The organism is Bradyrhizobium sp. UFLA05-109, assembly GCF_054185165.1.
In genome coordinates this window covers 41,886-60,703 of sequence record NZ_JBBIAR010000021.1, presented here as the reverse complement: position 1 = coordinate 60,703, position 18,818 = coordinate 41,886, and the positions used below count along the sequence as shown (strand labels likewise).

At 62.3% G+C, this 18,818-nt stretch carries 19 protein-coding genes; 11 read left to right on the top strand and 8 right to left on the bottom strand.

Features of this window, described 5'->3' with window-relative positions; genetic code table 11:
• Positions 1 to 54 precede the first annotated feature (54 nt).
• From Q3C01_RS17255 to Q3C01_RS17245, 3 genes are all read left to right on the top strand, one after another.
• Positions 55 to 966 carry a transglutaminase family protein gene (locus tag Q3C01_RS17255; RefSeq protein WP_458146517.1) on the top strand — a complete coding sequence of 304 codons (912 nt, stop codon included), beginning with the start codon at positions 55 to 57 and terminating at the stop codon, positions 964 to 966.
• Positions 967 to 1,782, top strand: coding sequence for a transglutaminase-like domain-containing protein (locus Q3C01_RS17250; protein WP_458146516.1), 816 nt, complete (start codon positions 967 to 969; stop codon positions 1,780 to 1,782).
• Positions 1,783 to 1,891: 109 nt separating this feature from the next.
• Positions 1,892 to 2,290: a gamma-glutamylcyclotransferase family protein gene (locus Q3C01_RS17245; RefSeq protein WP_458146515.1), complete on the top strand. Its 399-nt coding sequence runs from the start codon at positions 1,892 to 1,894 to the stop codon at positions 2,288 to 2,290.
• Here the strand turns inward: Q3C01_RS17245 and Q3C01_RS17240 are convergent.
• On the bottom strand, positions 2,287 to 2,850 hold the full coding sequence (locus Q3C01_RS17240) for a chlorite dismutase family protein (RefSeq protein WP_458146583.1): 564 nt from the start codon (positions 2,848 to 2,850) through the stop codon (positions 2,287 to 2,289). The genes Q3C01_RS17245 and Q3C01_RS17240 overlap by 4 nt on opposite strands.
• Positions 2,851 to 3,013: 163 nt before the next feature.
• Here Q3C01_RS17240 and dnaG point away from each other — a divergent pair, with 163 nt between their 5' ends.
• Positions 3,014 to 5,020: a DNA primase gene (gene dnaG, locus Q3C01_RS17235; protein ID WP_458146514.1), complete on the top strand. Its 2,007-nt coding sequence runs from the start codon at positions 3,014 to 3,016 to the stop codon at positions 5,018 to 5,020.
• Between the two features lie 376 nt (positions 5,021 to 5,396).
• A complete protein-coding gene (rpoD, locus tag Q3C01_RS17230) occupies positions 5,397 to 7,547 on the top strand; it encodes an RNA polymerase sigma factor RpoD (RefSeq protein ID WP_458146513.1) in 2,151 nt (716 codons plus the stop codon).
• A 130-nt stretch (positions 7,548 to 7,677) separates the two neighbouring features.
• Here rpoD and tcmP read toward each other — a convergent pair whose 3' ends face one another.
• Both tcmP and Q3C01_RS17220 read right to left on the bottom strand, forming a co-directional pair.
• Entirely contained in the window at positions 7,678 to 8,754 is a 1,077-nt protein-coding gene (gene tcmP / locus Q3C01_RS17225; RefSeq protein WP_458146512.1) for a three-Cys-motif partner protein TcmP, read from the bottom strand.
• A gap of 12 nt (positions 8,755 to 8,766) precedes the next feature.
• Positions 8,767 to 9,519, bottom strand: a complete 753-nt coding sequence (locus Q3C01_RS17220; protein ID WP_458146511.1) for a DUF5131 family protein — start codon at positions 9,517 to 9,519, stop codon at positions 8,767 to 8,769.
• Between the two features lie 154 nt (positions 9,520 to 9,673).
• On the opposite strand from Q3C01_RS17220, the gene Q3C01_RS17215 reads away from it, so the two are divergent.
• A complete protein-coding gene (locus Q3C01_RS17215; protein WP_458146510.1) occupies positions 9,674 to 10,054 on the top strand; it encodes a thiol-disulfide oxidoreductase DCC family protein in 381 nt (126 codons plus the stop codon).
• Between the two features lie 18 nt (positions 10,055 to 10,072).
• Here Q3C01_RS17215 and Q3C01_RS17210 read toward each other — a convergent pair whose 3' ends face one another.
• The 3 genes from Q3C01_RS17210 to Q3C01_RS17200 all read right to left on the bottom strand — a co-directional run bounded on the left by Q3C01_RS17210 (position 10,073) and on the right by Q3C01_RS17200 (position 12,317).
• Complete coding sequence (locus Q3C01_RS17210) at positions 10,073 to 10,309, bottom strand: hypothetical protein (protein ID WP_458146509.1); 237 nt, start codon at positions 10,307 to 10,309, stop codon at positions 10,073 to 10,075.
• Positions 10,310 to 10,823: 514 nt separating this feature from the next.
• Positions 10,824 to 11,165 carry a hypothetical protein gene (locus Q3C01_RS17205; RefSeq protein ID WP_458146508.1) on the bottom strand — a complete coding sequence of 114 codons (342 nt, stop codon included), beginning with the start codon at positions 11,163 to 11,165 and terminating at the stop codon, positions 10,824 to 10,826.
• 207 nt (positions 11,166 to 11,372) lie between these two features.
• A complete protein-coding gene (locus Q3C01_RS17200) occupies positions 11,373 to 12,317 on the bottom strand; it encodes an OmpA family protein (RefSeq protein ID WP_458146507.1) in 945 nt (314 codons plus the stop codon).
• 159 nt (positions 12,318 to 12,476) lie between these two features.
• Here Q3C01_RS17200 and Q3C01_RS17195 point away from each other — a divergent pair, with 159 nt between their 5' ends.
• Complete coding sequence (locus Q3C01_RS17195; RefSeq protein WP_458146506.1) at positions 12,477 to 13,283, top strand: lytic murein transglycosylase; 807 nt, start codon at positions 12,477 to 12,479, stop codon at positions 13,281 to 13,283.
• Positions 13,284 to 13,565: 282 nt separating this feature from the next.
• Here the strand turns inward: Q3C01_RS17195 and Q3C01_RS17190 are convergent, their stop codons facing one another.
• The gene (locus Q3C01_RS17190; RefSeq protein ID WP_458146505.1) at positions 13,566 to 14,396 is read right to left on the bottom strand and encodes an SDR family NAD(P)-dependent oxidoreductase; all 831 of its coding nucleotides are present in this window, start codon (positions 14,394 to 14,396) and stop codon (positions 13,566 to 13,568) included.
• Positions 14,397 to 14,523: 127 nt separating this feature from the next.
• Between Q3C01_RS17190 and Q3C01_RS17185 the strand changes: the two genes are divergently transcribed.
• The 4 genes from Q3C01_RS17185 to Q3C01_RS17170 all read left to right on the top strand — a co-directional run bounded on the left by Q3C01_RS17185 (position 14,524) and on the right by Q3C01_RS17170 (position 18,066).
• Positions 14,524 to 14,898 (top strand): response regulator, encoded by a 375-nt coding sequence (locus Q3C01_RS17185; RefSeq protein WP_458146504.1) that lies wholly within the window; start codon positions 14,524 to 14,526, stop codon positions 14,896 to 14,898.
• Between the two features lie 53 nt (positions 14,899 to 14,951).
• Positions 14,952 to 15,563, top strand: a complete 612-nt coding sequence (locus Q3C01_RS17180) for a LysE family translocator (protein WP_458146503.1) — start codon at positions 14,952 to 14,954, stop codon at positions 15,561 to 15,563.
• A 619-nt stretch (positions 15,564 to 16,182) separates the two neighbouring features.
• A complete protein-coding gene (locus Q3C01_RS17175) occupies positions 16,183 to 17,403 on the top strand; it encodes a GGDEF domain-containing protein (RefSeq protein WP_458146502.1) in 1,221 nt (406 codons plus the stop codon).
• 39 nt (positions 17,404 to 17,442) lie between these two features.
• A complete protein-coding gene (locus tag Q3C01_RS17170) occupies positions 17,443 to 18,066 on the top strand; it encodes a peptidoglycan recognition protein family protein (RefSeq protein WP_458146501.1) in 624 nt (207 codons plus the stop codon).
• Positions 18,067 to 18,197: 131 nt separating this feature from the next.
• On the opposite strand, the gene Q3C01_RS17165 is transcribed toward Q3C01_RS17170, so the two are convergent.
• Positions 18,198 to 18,545: a hypothetical protein gene (locus tag Q3C01_RS17165; RefSeq protein WP_458146500.1), complete on the bottom strand. Its 348-nt coding sequence runs from the start codon at positions 18,543 to 18,545 to the stop codon at positions 18,198 to 18,200.
• Between the last annotated feature and the right edge of the window lie 273 nt (positions 18,546 to 18,818).

Genomic DNA, 18,818 nt, shown 5'->3' with positions numbered 1-18,818 from the left:
TGGGCAGCCAACGCTATAGATTAGCCGGTCCAAAATCACCATGATTGCCTAACGATGCCGCTGCTCACGATTCATCACAAGACCGAATATCGCTACAATCGCCCGGTGGCGTTCGGCGAGCATCGCATCATGCTGCGTCCGCGCGACAGCCACGATCTGCGCGTGCTCGCCAGCCGGCTTCATATTTCGCCCCAGCCGATGTCGCTGCACTGGATCCATGACGTGTTCGGCAATTCGGTTGCGATCGCGAATTTCGACGAGCGCGCGGACGTCCTGACGTTCGATTGGCACGTCACCGTCGAGCACAATCCGGTCGAGGAGTACGCGCTGACGCCGGACGATCCGGCCTATTTCTACCCCTTCGTCTATGACGACGAGGAATTTCCGGATCTCGTGCACTACATCACGCCGCAATATGCCGATCCCGACGGCGAGCTGTCGGAATGGGCGCGCAGTTTCCTCGACGAGGAGGCGCCGACGCCGACGTTCAAGATCCTGAGCGGCATGACGCACGGCATCCGCAAGGCCTTCAGATATCGCAAGCGTCACGAGCAGGGCACGCAGCATCCGCTCGACACGCTGCAAAGGGGCACCGGTACCTGCCGCGACTATGCGCTGATCATGATCGAGGCGCTGCGCCGGCTCGGCATCGCCGCGCGATTCGTCTCCGGCTACATCTTCGTGCCGGAGGATCTCGAGACGCGCCATGTCGGCGGCGGCTCGACCCACGCCTGGGTGCAGGTGTATCTGCCGAGCGCGGGTTGGATCGAGTTCGATCCGACCAACGGCATCGTCGGCACGCGCGACCTGATCCGCGTCGCAGTGGCCCGCGATCCCCGCCAGGCGATCCCGCTGCATGGGGTCTATCTCGGCTCGGCCGAGGCGTTCGAGGCCATGGAGGTGAACATCAAGGTGGTCTCGGACGACCAAGAGAGCGACGAAGAGCTGGAGGCAGAGGTATTGTAGATGGACATCAACGTCGGCTTCGAGATTGCTTACGCTGCGCCACAGCCGACGCCGATGGTAATCATGCTCAACATCCACCCCTCGCGCCAGGCCGACATCGTTGGCAAGGAGATGGTGATCGCCGAGCCGGACGTGCCGATCCGCTTCTATCACGACAGCTTTAACAATATCTGCGGCCGCCTCGTCGCGCCAGCGGGCGGCGTCACGCTGAAGGGCAGCGCGCTGGTGCGCGACTCCGGCCTGCCGGACGAGGTGATGCCGACCGCGCAGCAATTGCCGATCGAGCAGTTGCCAAACGAGCTTCTGCTTTATCTGATGCCGAGCCGCTATTGCGAGACCGACAAGCTTACCGACATCGCCTGGCCGCTGTTCGCCAAGACCGAACCTGGCTGGAAGCGCGTCTGCGCGATCACCGAGTTCGTGCACAAACACGTCACCTTCGGCTACGAGCACGCCCATCACATGAAGTCCGCGCACGACGTCTATGAAAGCCGTTCCGGCGTCTGCCGTGACTTCGCGCATCTCGCGGTCGCCTTCTGCCGCTGCATGGGTATTCCGGCGCGCTACTGCACCGGCTACATGGGCGACATCGGCATTCCGCCCGAACCGTTCCCGATGGATTTTTCCGGTTGGTTTCAGGTCTACCTCTCCGGCAAGTGGCTCACCTTCGATGCCCGCCACAATGTTCCGCGCATCGGCCGTATCCTGATGGCCACAGGCCGCGACGCCGCTGACGTCGCGCTGTCGACGAGCTTCGGGCGAATGGAGTTGAAGAAGTTCGAGGTCGTCAGCGATGAAGTGGTGAAGGCGGCTTGAAAATGCCTCCGCAATTCGTCATTCCGGGGCGATGCGCAGCATCGAACCCGGAATCTCGAGGTTCCGGGTCTGGTGCTGACGCACCATCCCGGAACGACGAACAACCCCCATGACCACCGATCGTCTCTTCGTCTACGGCACCTTGATGCGCGGCTTTGACCATCCGATGGCGCGGCTGCTCGCGGCGCATGCGGATTTCCTTGGGGAAGCGGCCTGCCGCGGCCGGCTCGTTCTTGTGAAGCATTATCCGGGGCTCCTGCTCTCGGAGGCAGCGTCCGACCTCGTGCATGGCGAACTCTTCCGCCTGCGCGCGCCCGACGAACTCCTGCGTGAGCTCGACATGTACGAGGCCTGCGGCGAGGGCTTTCCCGAGCCGACCGAATATCTGCGCGCGCTGATCGACGTCACGCTTGCGGATGGCGCGACCGAGAAGGCCTGGACCTACGTCTACAACTGGCCGGTCACAGACCTGCCGCAGATCGCGTCCGGCAGATTTCTGGAGCACTAGGCCGCAAGCACTTCGCGCACCACGCGCACGTCGACCTCGCGTTCGACGTAGGACCACTCCTCGGTCGTGCGCAGCATCGCGACCAGCTCCTCGAACAGCGAGGCGTGCGCCGGCGCATATTCGAACCAGGTCAGGAAGTCGAAGGGCTCGCCGAGATCGCGGCAGTGGTAGAGCTGCCGCGCAATCGCCGGCAAGAAGCGCAGGCTGCTGGCGATATGGTGCGACTTGTCCTCGAAGATCCTGCGCCGCTCTTCGGCCGTGAGGTCCCACCAGGCGGTCGATTTGCGGATCGGGATCAGCGCCGCGCTGGTCGCCTCGCTGCGGCCGAGACCGGCCTGCGCCGCGACGAGCTGCTCTTTCTCGGCGCGCTCGGTGTAGCGGAGATAGCTTGCGACGCCGACCAGCCGCCACGAATTGCGCGACGGCACAAGTGGCAGTGCAGCCGCCTCGCTGTCGACCACCGACAGCGCCGGCATGAACGGCAGGGGATCACCCTTCACGGGTGAGATCGAGGTGACGCGCCAACCCCCGCTGTGGCCGCCTCGAAACGTCGTGAACATGGGGGGCATGGAAGCGCGGAACCCCGCTGGGTTCAAGCGCGACGTGATGGAAGAGCCCCTGTGAATAACCGGGAGAAACCCTACGACCGGCGTATTTCCGTGAGCCAGCCCTATATGCCTAGCCGACTGGCACAAGGCCCCGACTCACGCCTAGAATCACCTTATGCGATTCACGCCCCAATTCCTCGACGAGCTGCGTGCCCGGCTTTCGGTCTCCGAAGTCGTGGGCAAGCGCGTGAAGCTGAAGAAGGCGGGGCGGGAGTGGAAGGGGCTCTCGCCGTTCCAGCAGGAGAAGACACCGTCCTTCTACGTCAACGACCAGAAGGGCTTTTACCACGACTTCTCCTCGGGCAAGCATGGCGACATCATCGACTTCGTGATGGAGACTGACGGTCTGCCGTTTGCCGAGGCCGTCGAGCGGCTCGCCAACATGGCGGGCCTGCCGCTGCCGGCGGCAACCCCGGATGCGGCGCGTCACGAGCAGCGTCGGCGCACGCTGCATGACGTGATGGAGCTCGCCGCAAAGTTCTTTGCCGAGACGCTGGCCTCGCGCCTGGGCGCCAAGGCGCGGGGCTACCTCGCTGATCGCGCCATCTCGCCTGCGACGCAGTTGCAGTTCCGCCTCGGCTATGCGCCGCCGCCACCCGAGCGCTTCGCGCTGAAAGAGCATCTCGGCAAGCAGGGCGTCTCGGTCGAAGACATGATCGAGACCGGCCTGTTGGTCGCGGGCAACGACATTCCCGTGCCCTACGACCGCTTCCGCGACCGCGTGATGTTTCCGATCACGGACTTGCGTGGCCGCGTCATAGCGTTCGGCGGGCGGGCGCTCGAGAAGGACGTTCCGGCAAAATACCTGAACTCGCCGGAGACGCCGCTCTTCCACAAGGGTGACAATCTCTACAACCACGCCACCGCGCGGAAAGCTGCGCATGACGGCGCGGCGCTGATCGTGGTCGAAGGCTATGTCGACGTCATCGCCATGGTCACCGCGGGCTTTGCCGGCGCGGTGGCGCCGCTCGGCACCGCGCTGACCGAAAGCCAGCTCGCGCTGCTCTGGAAGATGGCGGACGAGCCGATCCTCTGCTTTGACGGCGACAAGGCTGGGCAGAAGGCGGCTTATCGTGCTGCGGACCTTGCCTTGCCGTTCCTGGCGCCCGGAAAGAGCCTGCGTTTCGCGCTGCTGCCGGAGGGGCAGGATCCCGACGATCTCGTGCGCTCCGGCGACCGCGGCGCGGTCGAGGAAGTCATCGCGGCGGCGCGGCCGCTTGCGGACGTGATCTGGTCGCGCGAGCTCGAAGGCGGCAGCTTTGTCACGCCCGAGCGTCGCGCCGCGCTGGAAGCACGCATCAACGAACTCAGCAACGGCATCCGCGACGAGGTCGTGCGCCGCTACTACCGCCAGGATCTCGCCGAGCGCCTGCAGCGCACCTTTGCACCTGAAGGGGGCGGCCGCGGCAGCTTCGCCGGCCGTGGCAATTTCCGCTCGCAACCCGGTCGCTCCTTCCAGCCCCGCGGCGGGGGCGGCGCGAATCGATTCGCCAGCCAGGGGCGTCGCGGCGGCCCGATTCCCACCTCGCTCCCCTCCGGCCCGTACCAGGCGGCGAGCCCGCAACTCGCGGCAAGCCCGATCATGCGAGGACAGCGCAGCGCCATCTCCCGCCGGGAAGCGCTGATCCTGCAAAGCCTTATCAACCACCCCTGGCTCCTGCACGACCATCTGGAGGAGGTGGCGGCGCTGGAGCTCGCTCACCCGGAGGCCCACAAGCTCCGTGCCGGTATTATCGCCGCCTTCGCCAATGACCATCATCACAGCCCGGACCCCTCCGAGCAGGCCGAGAAGATGCGCGCCGACCTCGATCGAGGCGGATTTTCTATTCTACTTCAAAGGGTTGAACGCGCCATCACGACCCAGGCCGTGTTCGGGGCGCGCGAGGGCGCAGCGCGCGATGACGTTCTTGCGACCTGGAATCAGCTCGTCGCCTTGCATCGGCAGTGGCATTCACTACTTAGGGAGCTGAAAGACGCCGAGCTGGCCTTGGGGGAAGACCCCAGCGAGGCCAATTTGGCGTGGCTGCGTGACGTCAAGGCTCGGATGGCCGAGGTCGACGGTACCGAGGCCCTGATTGAGGGTTTTGGCGAGCTGTCGGGCCGGTTTCAGAAGAGCGTGTGATGAAAGAATCATGCGGACGGCCGGGGCCGGAACCGCAAAAAGACTCGCCAAATCCATGGTTTGGCGGCAAAAACAGGGTTAATCGAGGCTTAACTGTCTTGTAGCACTTTGGCCAACAGGCGGCCGCAGGCATAACAGACGCGTCAGGAATAAATCCGCGCATTCGCTGTTTGGCACTCTACCTGCATTCGCCGGCGACAAAGGTGCTCACGAAGCGTTAGGCAAATCCGGCGAGAGAAGTTCCGGGGTGGCGAGAGAGGTTTGCGCCGCCCTTTCCGTGTCGAGAGCTGACGAAGCGAGAGCGTCGAAACAGGTTCAGTGAATTCAGGCAGGCGCCGTGCGAGCCGCCTGTATGAAGCGCGTTTAGGAGCAATGGATGGCCACCAAGGCAAAGACGCTGCAGGCGAAGGACAAGGAAAAGGACGACAAGGCAGCGGACGCTCCGGAGAAGGATTCCCAGGACGCGCCCTCGCCGTTGCTCGACCTGTCCGATGCGGCAGTGAAGAAGATGATCAAGCAGGCCAAGAAGCGCGGCTTCGTGACCTTTGATCAGCTCAACGAAGTCCTGCCGTCCGACCAGACCTCGCCCGAGCAGATCGAGGACATCATGTCCATGCTCTCGGACATGGGCATCAACGTCACCGAAGCCGACGACAGCGAAGGCGAGGACGACAAGGACGAGGGCGGCGAGGACGAGACCGACAACGAGCTCGTCGAGGTCACCCAGAAGGCCGTCACCGAGGTCAAGAAGAGCGAGCCCGGCGAGCGCACCGACGATCCCGTGCGCATGTATCTGCGCGAGATGGGCACGGTCGAGCTCCTGTCCCGCGAAGGTGAAATCGCGATCGCCAAGCGCATCGAGGCCGGCCGTGAGGCGATGATCGCGGGCCTCTGCGAAAGCCCGCTTACCTTCCAGGCCATCATCATCTGGCGCGACGAGCTCAACGAAGGCAAGATTTTCCTCCGCGACATCATCGATCTCGAAGCGACCTATGCCGGTCCGGATGCCAAGGGTGGCATGAACACCGCGATGATCGGCGGCCCCACCGGGGAGAACGGCGAAGCTCCCGCCGAGGGCGGTGAAGCCAACGCGGCAGCGCCTGCGCACGTCGCGCCACCCGCCGCGCCGCCGTCGCCGACCCCGTTCCGTGCCGCGCCTGCCGGCGGCAATGGCACCGAGGCCGAGAAGGATCCGGGCGAGGCCGCCGCCGAAGCCGACATGGACGAGGACGATGAGTTCGAGAACCAGATGTCGCTCGCGGCGATCGAGGCCGAGCTCAAGCCGAAGGTCGTCGAGATATTCGACAAGATCGCCGAGAGCTACAAGAAGCTGCGCAAGCTTCAGGAGCAGGACATCCAGAACCAGCTCGAGAGCACCTCGCATGGCCCCTCGCTCTCGCCGCACCAGGAGCGCAAATATCGCAAGCTCAAGGACGAGATCATCGTCGAGGTGAAGTCGCTGCGCCTGAACCAGGCGCGTATCGACAGCCTCGTCGAGCAGCTCTACGACATCAACAAGCGCCTCGTCTCGCACGAGGGCCGCCTGATGCGCCTTGCCGACAGCCACGGCGTCGCGCGCGAGGACTTCCTGCGCAACTACACCGGCTCGGAGCTCGATCCGCGTTGGCTCAACCGGGTCTCGAAGCTTTCGGCCAAGGGCTGGAAGAACTTCGTTCATCACGAGAAGGACCGCATCAAGGACCTCCGCCACGAGGTGCATCAGCTCGCTGCGCTCACGGGTCTCGAGATCGTCGAATTCCGCAAGATCGTGCACTCCGTGCAGAAGGGCGAGCGCGAAGCCCGCCAGGCCAAGAAGGAGATGGTGGAAGCCAACCTGCGTCTCGTGATCTCGATCGCCAAGAAGTACACCAACCGCGGCCTTCAGTTCCTCGACCTGATCCAGGAAGGCAACATCGGCCTGATGAAGGCGGTCGACAAGTTCGAGTATCGCCGCGGCTACAAGTTCTCGACCTATGCGACGTGGTGGATCCGGCAGGCGATCACCCGCTCGATCGCCGACCAGGCGCGCACCATCCGCATCCCCGTGCACATGATCGAGACGATCAACAAGATCGTGCGCACCTCGCGCCAGATGCTCAACGAGATCGGCCGCGAGCCGACCCCGGAAGAGCTCGCCGAGAAGCTCGGCATGCCGCTGGAGAAGGTGCGCAAGGTTCTCAAGATCGCCAAGGAGCCCTTGTCGCTCGAAACGCCCGTCGGTGACGAAGAGGATTCACACCTCGGCGATTTCATCGAGGACAAGAACGCGATCCTCCCCATCGACGCCGCGATCCAGTCGAACCTGCGCGAGACCACCACGCGCGTGCTCGCCTCGCTCACCCCGCGCGAAGAGCGCGTGCTGCGCATGCGCTTCGGTATCGGCATGAACACCGACCACACGCTGGAAGAAGTCGGTCAGCAATTCTCGGTCACCCGCGAACGCATTCGCCAGATCGAAGCCAAGGCGCTGCGCAAGCTGAAGCATCCGTCAAGGAGCCGCAAGCTGCGGAGCTTCCTGGATAACTGATCGGAAGGCCACTCTTGGCATCCAGAACGGCGGGCGAAAGCCCGCCGTTTCTTGTTTGGGTCACTACTGCGAGCTTAGCCGGATAACATCTTCATCGTGCGGTTTTCGATTGCCGCTGCCCCATACATTTTCAATTCGGCCGGCCTTGGCAAGGTCGACACAAATGTCCTTCACGTTTCCGCAACATGAACGGCTGGAGAAGGGCGGGGACGACTTGCGAAAATTTGAGCGCCCCTTGTTGGGCAAGCAACTCCAATATGCGGGCGGCGGCTAACCGCTTTTGTTCGGCGACAATCTCCTCCACTGTCGCTTCACTCAATTCGGCTCGATGACCGGCAAACAAGTCGGCAACGTTTAGTCGTTCTTCTCTTCTCGCTTCTATTGCATTCGCCCGATCTTTAGCGTGTCTTCGCAGTGCGTCGTATTCAATGTCACGGAACGTCTTCAGTCCTTCAGCGCTCTTGGTTCCGTATGCGATGAAGAAATGAGGGCGCTCGGCTGTCGCCTTGTCGATCTTCGTGGATACGACAAATTCGAAATTTCCTGCGTTTTCGAGCGTGTCGCGGAATAGCTTTTCAACAGCGAGGCCGCGGGGAATATCTTGATCGAGACGATTTGGCCAATCAGGCCCGCCCAGAATGGGAGCCAGTGAGTCAATGATTTCTCGGTCCGCACTATATGCAAATCGATTGATAAAGTCGTACATGAAGTTGATCAACACCTCGCACTTGGCTCGTGCAAATAAAGGTCTGATCTTGTCGAATGGATAGCCAGTCCACCCAGTGGGGTCGATGAATATCAAAGGAAAGGATGTGCCCACGAAAGATCGAATGATGTCAACCGCATCCTCGAATTTTCCTTCGTAAGTCTTAATTTCAAACCCGTCCTCAGGTTTATGAAATTTGGCAACGGCGCTCTCTAGCAGAGAATACGCCTTTGCATTCTTCTCGGAAAAGAAGCATCTAATCCGCCGTCTTTTTCCGGTTCGCGCCAGCACTTGACTTTGAGCGTCCTTCAAAACGTGGATCGCAATCATGAAGGACGAGTCGCTAAAGTCTTCGGTCTGGGATTCCCACGGACCTGAAAAGCCGTCGACATACGTGACGTCAGAAAAATTCAATACCTTAAACGCGAGCGCCTGAAGGTAGCTCTTCAAAATAAAATGCTTAGCCTTGCTCTGCTCGCGACCGAAGTAAGGGTCGGTCACAACTAAACCTCTCTATTCTGCTGACTCTAATAGTCTGGTTCGAGAAATTCGAGGGTATTGATTCCATTCACGGCCCCGCAGGAGTCGCCCGCCAGACTTCGGTCGAGTGCCGCCCCATTGTTTGAAGAAGAAGGCGGCTTTCGCGGTCCGGCATTGATCTCGAATCTCGATTGCCCACTCCTCCGCCATTGGACGTGCGCGTGGACCGCTTTCACCACCCACAATCACCCAATCGATCCCTTTGAGGTCAAGTTTGCCGACAGGACCAAGCAAAGGTTCGAATGAAACGAACTTCGTTGACGCACGCGCGGCCCGGAGATGCTTTAGTCGAACAGCATTCTGCGCATCCTCGATGGACACACCTAACCAAATATGGGGAGGAGCTTTCCCCGTGGGGTATCGGTTTAGGAGATAGCGCGTCATGAGCGAACTACGTTTCGTCAGTACCTGATATGTATGCCAATCGGCGGCCTCCATCGTCTTGAAGACGGAATCGATGAACGGCTTCGGTATTTCCTTGTGAAAGAGGTCACTCATGGAGTTGACGAAGATGCGGCGCGGCTGTCGCCAAGTGAGTGGTTGCTCTAGTCGTTCTGGACGCAACTGAAGATCAAAGCCGGATTCGAATGGATGACCGGGCACGCCTCTAAACCGTTCTGAAAAGCGTTCCGCGTAACAGAGGTCGCAGCCGCGAGTAATCTTCGTGCATCCAGTGACCGGATTCCACGTGGCGTCAGTCCACTCAATCTGGGTCGAGGCAGCCATCCATCCACCTTAGAACAAAAAGAGAACGCAGTCCAGGTTAATAACAACGTATCAAAAATCAGCACCACCTCTGGTGAACGCTACTGTCCGCGCGCCGCGAGTTTGTTTGATGCGCTCGATTTAAGTTTTGAATTCTGCTTCGCTATAACCGCTCATGCCGAGACCTCACCTCACCGTCTGGTACAACACCCGCTGCCCCGTCTGTGACGCCGGCATCGACTGGCAGCGCAACAAGCTGCTGGTGCTGGTGCGCACGGGCACGGTCGAATTCAGAGACATCAACGAGCAGCCTGACGCGCTGGCGCAATTCGGTGCCTCGCTCGATGACATCAGGCGCCGCCTGCATGCGACCGATGAGGCAGGCCGGCTCATCGTCGGTGCTGATGTGGCGATCGCTCTGTGGAGGCTGACGCCAGGTGAGAGGTGGCTTGCGGCGTTGTTCGGCAATCGCGTGGCGCTGCCATTCACGCGGTTCTTCTATGACCGTTTTGCCGATCTGCTGTTTTCCTGGAACAAGCGGAGCGGGCGCTGGTGAGCGCCTGCCTATGTGGATCTACTTCTTCTTCGCGCCGACGCGCTCGATCCGCTTGATCTCGAGTGCCGGCCGGCCGGACTTTTCGGCGATCTCGCGGTCCTGCTCCAGGATGAAGCCGCGTGCGGGATCGTCGCCGTCGAGGCCGCTGAGCAATTCGGCAGGCACGCGGCGGTTGGAGCGTTGGGAATCGTCTTCGTAGACGACGTTGAAGAAGGCGAATTCGCCTTTGGGATTGGTTCCAGGTTTTTTGGCCATGAGCGGCTTGTCGTCGATCAAGACGCCATAGTCAAATGGCTTTGCGATTTGCCGGTGGTCAGCGCGGGGCCTTGGTGGCAAGGCTTGTGGCCGCGGGACCGGTTGCGCAATCGATCGACGAAATCTATTTGCAGGATGGAAGGCGCTTCGCAAGGTCCCATGCGCCCTTTAGTGCGACCCCTCCCTCAAATAAACGGCGGGCCGAAAAGCCCGCCGTTTATTTTTGGTCTTCACCGTCGCCCGGGGCTGGCAGGGACGACAACTTAAGATAGAATTCTATCGCTTGATCGATGTGTTGGCAAGATAAAATTATGACAGGGCGATGTCGCAGCGTGCCAACACACATAAGTTAATCGCTGTCGCACATTACGTTTGAGATTCGAACGATTTGCTTGGCCGGTCGAACTATACCGATCACGGCGCCGCGATTGGAACTCGCTGCATTTGTACGCGGTAGCAGCGAACTGCATCGGTTCCATCGCACGTCACTGGCCCATTCGACGACGCGTGCGCGCTAACGCGGCTCGTCGATCAACTTCTGCGGCGCCAGGTGCAGCTTTCCACCGCCGCCTCCGCCGTCATTTTCCTTGCGTTCCTGCGCCATGATGGCGCTGCCCATCGCCGCCGAGCCGAACGTGACGAGGAAGGAGCCGAGCAGGAGGAAAATTGCGACGACCGGCGAACTGTCGGCGAAGATGAGATCGCGCAAGTGCGCGGGATTGATGAGCAACAGCCCGCCGACGAGCAGCGTCGCGGCACAGGCGCCGATCGCGAGGTTGATGGCGAGCAGGCGGAACAGGGGAACACGCAGGAGCGTGAGGCGCTTTGGTTGAGGATGTTGCTGATCGTTGGGCATGACGTACCTTCGCACGCAGCAGTGGATCGAAGATAGCACCAGTGCGCGAGGCTTCAATCCCGCAACGGGCACAGTCCCGTATCTCGTCGTTCCGGGGCGCGCGTCAGCGCGAGCCCGGAATCCATATCGCTGCCGATTCTGCGGTCGGATGGATTCTGGGCTCGGCCCTTCGGGCCGTCCCGGAGCGACGAGAAAATTGGTCGGTCATCACGGCGCCACGAGCTCCACGCGGCGATTGAGGGTGCGGCCGGCGTCCGTTGCGTTGGAGCCGACCGGCGCAAGTAGTCCGACGCCGGCTGTCCGCAGGCGGGTCTGCGCGATGCGAAAACTCTTCGCGAGCTCGGCCGCGACCGCTTCGGCGCGGCGGCGTGACAGATCGAGATTGTAGTCGTAGGCACCCTGGCTGTCGGTATGGCCGACAATGAAGACGTTGAGCTGCGGCTGGCTTGTCAGCAGCTTTGCGATCTGCTCCAGCGTCGGCCGGCTCTCCGGCTTGAGCACGGCCTTGTCGGTATCGAAATAGATGCCGTAGAGCGCGATGTGTCCGGTTTCGCCGAGGCCTTTCGCCATCGCGGCGGCATCCACCATCTTGTTCTCGATTGCGCCGAGCTCGGCAACGATGAGCTGTGCATAGATCTCCTGGTTGTTCTGGCTGACGATGACGCTGGCATAGGTCTGATGGCCGCCATCGGTCTTGCGTCCCGCATAGTAGTGGTAGTTGAAGCCGTCGACCCACATCTGCGGGACGGGCAGCGTGTCGATGCTTTCCGTAAATGGAATGGCGCCGCAGGCATCCGTATCGCAGGCGAGCAGGGTCTCGAAGCCGGCCTTTGCAAGTTGCGTCTCGAAATTTCGGGACACTTCCAGGATTGAGGGGCCGGGATTGGTGCGATAGGCGATGCGGACGATGCGGCCTTCCAGGCGCCGCGCGTCGGTGGGCTGGCCGTCCCTGAAGGCCGCGGCCTGCATCCGCGTCGCGTCGAAATCCTTGGTCACATATCCCGTGATCACGCTGCCGGCGAACCGCCCGATGCCGGGATAGTCCCGGGCACTTGCGACGTCGCGTGTCTGTGCTGAAGCCTCGGTGAACGCGTGAAACGAGAGGAGGACGGCAAGGGCAAGCGATCCGAGGATGTGGCGCGGCGCGGGCATCGGCACTCTCTTTCGGTTGGGAGAAAACAGGGACGCAGGACATTAGTCTCGCCTGCTGCCTCGCCGGTTCTGTTGGTCAGCCGCACCACTTTGACGGTGGTGGCGTTCCCGGGCATGATCGCTCGCGTGCTCCGCGCGAGATTTTGAGGGATTTCTGACATGCTGAGATTGGGTCTGGCCGTCGCGTTCGTCGGTCTTTTGGCGAGCGGTTCGGCCGAGGCCGCCCGTTGCGGCGGCGACTTTAATTCGTTCGTCGCCAGTATGGCGTCGGAAGCGCAGGCGGCCGGAGTTTCGCCGAGCGTGACCAGCGCGGCGTTCAGTGGGCTGACCCAGGACGGCGCGGTGCTCGCCTTCGACCGGCGCCAGCGCTACACCTTCAACAAGACGTTCGAGCAGTATGTCTCGACCCGCGTCGGTCCCGGCCGCATCAATGGCGGCCGCGCGCTGCTCCAGCGCCACGCCGCGCTGCTCTCGCGCATCGAGCAGCAATTCGGCGTGCCCAGGCAGATCCTTGTCGCGATCTGGGGGCTGGAGAGCGATTTCGGCAAGGGCGACATGGGCAAGCTGCCGGTGATCCGAACGCTCGCGACGCTGGCCCACGACTGCCGCCGCACCGAGCTGTTCCAGGGCGAGCTGCTCGCCGCCTTGAAGATCGTGCAGCGTGGCGACCTGCCGCTGCGCGACCTGATCGGCGCCTATGCCGGCGAGATCGGGCAGACGCAGTTCCTGCCGTCCTCCTACATCAAGTACGGCGTCGATTTCGACGGCGACGGCCGCGTCGACCTGCGCCACAGCGCCGCCGACGTGCTCGCCTCGACTGCGAACCTCTTGCACACCAACGGCTTCAAGATGGGCCAGCCCTATGGCGAAGGCACCGCCAATTTCGAAGCCATGCGGGAGTGGAACAGGGCACTGATTTATCGCAAGACCATCGGTTATTTTGCCGATCGGCTGATGGGGCAGTGAGGGGAGTGGAGAACGCCTCGACCACCGTCGTTGCGAGCGCAGCGAAGCAATCCAGAATCTTTCCACGGAGATGATCTGGATTGCTTCGTCGCTTCGCTCCTCGCAATGACGAGCTTGTCGCAAGTGCCATCCACACGCCCAACTGTCATCACCCGCGAAAGCGGGTGATCCAGTATTCCAGAGGCGGTGAGGGGATACGGAGAGGTCGCGGCGTACCGGATTCCCCGCTTTCGCGGGGAATGACAGCGATACATATGTGGCACTATGTAGCGCCCATCATCCTCACTTCCCCTGCGCCATCTTCTCCAGCCTTCGCTGCAACGGCTTCCAATACGTCGCCGGCCGAAAGCGCTGGAGGAGATCCATGAAGCGGGCGTCGTTGCCGATCAGGATGCGCGGCTCGTTGCGCTCGATGCCCTTGATGATGCGCAGGGCCGCGGCTCTTGGCGTCGTCTTCGCTGCATTCTCGAACCACTCGATCGACTGCACGCGGCGGGCGTTGTCGGTGACGCCGACACCGGTGCGCGAATTGCGGACGATATTGGTGGCGATGCCACCGGGGTGCACCACCGACAGCTTCACCGGACCTCCGGCGACCTGAAGCTCATGACGCAGGCTCTCCGAAAAGCCGCGCACCGCGAACTTCGACGCCGCGTAGGCGGATTGCCCCGGCGGGGCGATGATGCCGAAGCTGGAGGAAATGTTGACGATATGCGCCGCGTCCCGCGTTTTCAGATGCGGCAGGAAGGCGCGCGTGCCATGCACCACGCCCCAGAAATTGATGTTGAACAGCCACTCCATCTGCGCCTGGTCGATCTCCTCGAACGAGCCCAGCAGCGCGACGCCGGCATTGTTGACGAGGATGTTGAGATCGGGGTGCGCGGCAACCGCCTCGGCTGCGAACCGCGCGATCTCGCTCGGCTCTGCGACATCGACGCGATGCACGCTGACCCTGCTTCTGCCGCCGATCTCGGCCGCCAGCGTCGTCAGTCCGGCCTCGTCGCGGTCGGCGAGCGCGAGATCGCAGCCGCGCTCGCAGAACTCGATCGCCAGCGCGCGGCCGATGCCGCTCGCAGCTCCCGTGATGGCGGCGGCGCCGCGGATCGCAGTCATGTGTGACTCCATGGGTTCAAAGAAGGGAACCTGCTTACAATATTTGGTCCGGAGCCGAACCAATTCGCGGTTCCTTTTTTAACCTACGATAGTTGAGACCCATGACCAGCAATATCAGGAGCAGCCTATGGGACAGGCCCGGCCATTTCGTGCGGTCGCGCTGATTGTCGAGGATGACGCCATGCAGCGCGAGATGCTCAGCCTTCTCTTGGAGGAGAGCGGCTATCACGTCATTCAGTGCGCAAACGGCGAGGATGCTCGGCACGTACTCGACGTGGCCGCGGGCACGCTGTGTTTCCTGATGACCGACGTGCAGCTCGCCGGCCGCACCGACGGGGTTGAAGTCGCCCGCCTCGCGAAGGAGCGTAACCCAGGACTTGACGTCGTCGTCACCTCGGGGCGGCCGCTGACGCAGCCTTTGCCTCATGGTGCAAAATTCTGGGCCAAACCCTGGGCACCCCTTGACGTGCTGCGCGAGGCCGAGATCGCTCAGCTCTCCTGACGGCCGTTCGGGCGTCGTATTGTCGCCGTCAGCCGCGGTGATAAGCTCGGGCAATGACCTGGCCCTTCCTGCTCACATCCCTGATCGTGATCGCTTCGCCTGGCACCGGCGTGCTCTACACGCTGGCTGCGGCCCTGACACGCGGTTCGCGGGCGAGCGTTGCTGCCGCCTTTGGCTGCACGCTCGGCATCGTGCCGCATATGACGGCGGCGATGCTTGGGCTCGCGGCCGTGCTCCACACCAGCGCGCTCGCCTTCGCGGCGCTGAAATGGTGCGGGGTGGTGTATCTGCTCTACATGTCCTGGCAGGCATTGCGCGAGACCGGGGCGCTGGCGGTGGAGGGGCGGATTAAGGAGCGTTCGAGCTGGCGGGTGATCGTCACAGGATTTTTGATCAACATCCTCAATCCAAAGCTCTCGATCTTCTTCCTCGCCTTCCTGCCGCAGTTCATTGCCGCCGATGAGGCCAATGTGCTGGCGCGGATGCTGGAATTGAGCGGCGTCTTCATGGCGATGACATTTGCCGTATTCGTGGTCTACGGCCTGTTTGCCGCCTCCGTTCGCGAGCGCGTCATTTCCCGCCCTCGCGTCATGGCCTGGCTGCGCCGCAGCTTTGCCGCCGGTTTTGCCGTGCTCGGCGCGAGGCTGGCGTTTGCGGAGCGGTAGGCTCTTCACCTCTCCTTGCTTGCGAGGAGAGAAAGTGAGGCCGTCGACGCTTAGCCAACAAAAAAGCGGGCCTTGTGCCCGCCGTTTTTCGTCTCGTCCGGACCTGATGCCCGGGCGGAGCGAGGCTCCACCCGGGCAGAACAAGAAGTAACGTTACTTCTTCTTCGCCTTCTTGGCCTTCTTCGCCTTCTTCGCCTTCTTCGCTTTCTTAGCCATAGTATCCTCTCAAGGGTTAATGGTGGAACGCGACACGAGGGATGCTCGGCGGAGGGCCAGCCTCGCAACATCCTCGACACTAAACTCAGCAGATTCGCGGGCGCCTGCCCTGCGCTGTCACGCCGCTGTCATTGCGTTATCCACAGATCAAACGCTTGTATGGGTGATTCCGTCCGCGAATCCGCCTTGCCGGTGTCTGCCAGGCGCCCGCACGACATGGCTAACGATCCGGCAACGCGCGCGCGGCGTTCATCAATCCAAAACCAAAGGCGCGCTTTCGCAGATCGCGGTGAGACTCCGTTAAGCGCGCCACGCGCATTGTCCTCCGTAACAAGACGGGGATGGTCATGGACGGACGGTTGCCAAACGGAGAGGGCGCGACGATGCACGTCGCGCGGTCGCCATGCTGAGCGTGTCGACACTCTGGATCGTCATCGTCATCAACTTCCTGGCGCTGGGCCTGATCTGGGCTTACGTCGCCAACGCCTATCCCAAGTTCGAGGCGGCACGGTTCTGGACGGCGTCTGCGGTGCTGGCAGCGGTCGGTGCCGGCATCACCATGCTACGCGGCGTGATGGATCCGCGCTTTCCGCTGATTGCCGGCGGCGGGCTGATGATCTTCTCGTCCTGGCTCGCTTGCATGGGCGTGACGCGGTTCTACAACAAGCCGTTATCCTGGAGTACGGGAATTGCCGTCTCGCTGCTGACCACGGTCGGCCTCGCCGGGTTCCTGGTCGTGATCGACTACATGCCCGCGCGCGTCCTCATTTATTCGCTGGGACAATCGACGCCGATCGTGATGGTGCTGCCGCTCCTCCTCGGCAAGCAGGACGGCCGGGAGAATCCCGGCGCGCGTCTCGCCGCGATCGTCGCCTTCATGCTGCTGTCTGCGCATCTGATCCGCTCCGTCGCCGCGCTGCTCGGCTTTGGCGGAGCCATCACCGCGATCAATTTCAACGGATTGCAGGCAGCCCTGATCCTCGTGCTGGTGTTTCTGGCGATGGCCTGGAATTTCGGCTGCCTGTTGATGGCGATCGAGCGCCTGCGCAATGAGGTCGCCGATCTCGCGCTGCTCGACGACCTCACGGGCGTCGCCAACCGTCGGCACCTGTTGCAGCGCCTCACCGAGGAGTGCGCCCGCTCGGAGCGGAGCGGCAAGCCGTTCTCGCTGCTGATCATCGATCTCGACGGCTTCAAGGCCATCAATGATACCCATGGACATGCGGCGGGCGATGCCTGCCTGCAGCATTTCACCCTGATGGCGCAGACGCGCCTCAGACCCGGCGACATGCTCGCCCGCACCGGCGGCGACGAGTTCTGCATCGTGCTGCCGTCGTCGACCCAGACCGAGGGCGCGCTGATTGCCCGCCGCGTGCTGGACGTCTGCCGCAGGGATGCACAAACCTGCTCAGGAGGCGACATTCCGATCGCGGTCTCGATCGGTATCGCGCAGTGGGAGCGCGGCATCGGTCAATTTCCCGACCGCCTGATGGCAAACGCCGACCATGCGCTCTATGCCGCCAAGAAAAGCGGCAAGAACGATTTCGCTATCTACGATGGCGCGCCACCGCTACAGCCGGACCTGCCGCACCTGCCGACCGAAGTGGCACGCAAGTTCGCCTGACCTATGTTAAGGCGGAGGTGTAACGGACCATTCCACCTCATGCATTACCGCCTTCTCGCGGCGCTGCTCGCCGCGTTTGCACTCCTCGCCCCGGCCGCGGCAACCGATCCCGACCTCGCCAGACTGGCGCGCGCGTCGGGCACGCCGACGATTCCCGGTCTGAACATGGTCTGGCTCGCGCCCTGGGGCGACGTCACTGCGGCCCATGCCTGGCACAACATCATCGTGCACCAGACCGAGGGGCCGGCGGGATCGGCCCGCATGGGGGCGCTGGCACAATCGAAGAACCCGACGCGGCGCGGTGTCACGGTCTGGGTCGAGACCGACGGCACGATCTATTGGGCCGTCCCCGAGAACCTCGTACCGACCCATGGCGACGGCGCCAATCGCAACGACAACGCCTTCATCGACAACTCCGCGACTTATCATCAGGTCGTGCGCGACAATTCGATCGGTGTCGAGTTCGCCGGCAATTTTCCGGATGTGACGACGGGGCCGACCGATGCGCAGGTTGCGGCGTGGCGCATCCTCGTTGCCGTCCTTCGGGCGCGCTACGCCATCCCGCTCGACCACGTCTATGCGCACAACTGGATCGACTTCAAGGACGCCCGCTATTGCGAAGGCTGCTGGCTCGCGACCCTCGCAAGGGAGTGGGGCGAGTAGGGCGCATCGGATTCCTCCGCACCAGGCGCGTCCGGACAACCGGCGGCCGAAACCGCCGGGGCCGGATCGCCAATCAAGAGCGACCGCTATCGATTTTCATCGTCATCCTAAGCCCACCGGGCTTCCCATGCTCAGGGGAATGCCTTGGGAAGATCGGCGGAAGGCTTCGTGACGATCTGGTGCGCATCGCGCCAGATCACTTCGCGCTGGCGCAAGGTTGTGATCGTGCGCACCGGCAGGCCACCCTCCTCAAGCAGCCAAGCGCAGTAACGCGCGCGGCTGACGGCCTCGCGGGCTTGAGGATCGAACCAGCAAATGCCCCAAATCGAATCGCGCCGCTTGAAGTGCCGCGCGATGCGCCCGGGGATCGGCAGATGCTGTGCGAACCAGGTGAACTGATCCGACAGCTCCTGCCGAATCCAATCGGGACAGTTGTTCCGGTGGATATACCAGGACGCACGAAAGAAGCCGCTCTCCACGCGGCTGTGCGGGTGGATGAGCGGTGTAACGAACCGCAAATACATGACAACACGGCGCGACGCCGTGTTGCGTCACGCCCCTCGTAGCCGGAAAGATGAATGAAAGAACAGCCGCGAAGCGGCGTTCAGCTCATGACCGATTGCCGATCACCAATGGGCGGCGGTGGTCAGAACGTGTCGATCTACATTTCATGCCGCCTCCCTTGAGAGCTTTGAACAAAAAGGGCGCGATATCGCGCCGGGGGCCGCAGCACATACACCAGCAAACGTCCT

Bases quoted from the DNA above. Each gene is read 5' to 3' on its own strand.
- Q3C01_RS17210 (WP_458146509.1), bottom strand. From the start codon at position 10,309: ATGGCCAAAAAACCTGGAACCAATCCCAAAGGCGAATTCGCCTTCTTC.
- rpoD (WP_458146513.1), top strand. From the start codon at position 5,397: ATGGCCACCAAGGCAAAGACGCTGCAGGCGAAGGACAAGGAAAAGGAC.
- Q3C01_RS17255 (WP_458146517.1), top strand. From the start codon at position 55: ATGCCGCTGCTCACGATTCATCACAAGACCGAATATCGCTACAATCGC.
- Q3C01_RS17180 (WP_458146503.1), top strand. From the start codon at position 14,952: ATGACCTGGCCCTTCCTGCTCACATCCCTGATCGTGATCGCTTCGCCT.
- Q3C01_RS17250 (WP_458146516.1), top strand. From the start codon at position 967: ATGGACATCAACGTCGGCTTCGAGATTGCTTACGCTGCGCCACAGCCG.
- dnaG (WP_458146514.1), top strand. From the start codon at position 3,014: ATGCGATTCACGCCCCAATTCCTCGACGAGCTGCGTGCCCGGCTTTCG.
- Q3C01_RS17190 (WP_458146505.1), bottom strand. From the start codon at position 14,396: ATGACTGCGATCCGCGGCGCCGCCGCCATCACGGGAGCTGCGAGCGGC.
- Q3C01_RS17215 (WP_458146510.1), top strand. From the start codon at position 9,674: ATGCCGAGACCTCACCTCACCGTCTGGTACAACACCCGCTGCCCCGTC.
- Q3C01_RS17200 (WP_458146507.1), bottom strand. From the start codon at position 12,317: ATGCCCGCGCCGCGCCACATCCTCGGATCGCTTGCCCTTGCCGTCCTC.
- Q3C01_RS17195 (WP_458146506.1), top strand. From the start codon at position 12,477: ATGCTGAGATTGGGTCTGGCCGTCGCGTTCGTCGGTCTTTTGGCGAGC.
- Q3C01_RS17185 (WP_458146504.1), top strand. From the start codon at position 14,524: ATGGGACAGGCCCGGCCATTTCGTGCGGTCGCGCTGATTGTCGAGGAT.
- Q3C01_RS17175 (WP_458146502.1), top strand. From the start codon at position 16,183: ATGCTGAGCGTGTCGACACTCTGGATCGTCATCGTCATCAACTTCCTG.
- Q3C01_RS17240 (WP_458146583.1), bottom strand. From the start codon at position 2,850: ATGTTCACGACGTTTCGAGGCGGCCACAGCGGGGGTTGGCGCGTCACC.
- Q3C01_RS17205 (WP_458146508.1), bottom strand. From the start codon at position 11,165: ATGCCCAACGATCAGCAACATCCTCAACCAAAGCGCCTCACGCTCCTG.
- Q3C01_RS17170 (WP_458146501.1), top strand. From the start codon at position 17,443: ATGCATTACCGCCTTCTCGCGGCGCTGCTCGCCGCGTTTGCACTCCTC.
- Q3C01_RS17220 (WP_458146511.1), bottom strand. From the start codon at position 9,519: ATGGCTGCCTCGACCCAGATTGAGTGGACTGACGCCACGTGGAATCCG.
- Q3C01_RS17245 (WP_458146515.1), top strand. From the start codon at position 1,892: ATGACCACCGATCGTCTCTTCGTCTACGGCACCTTGATGCGCGGCTTT.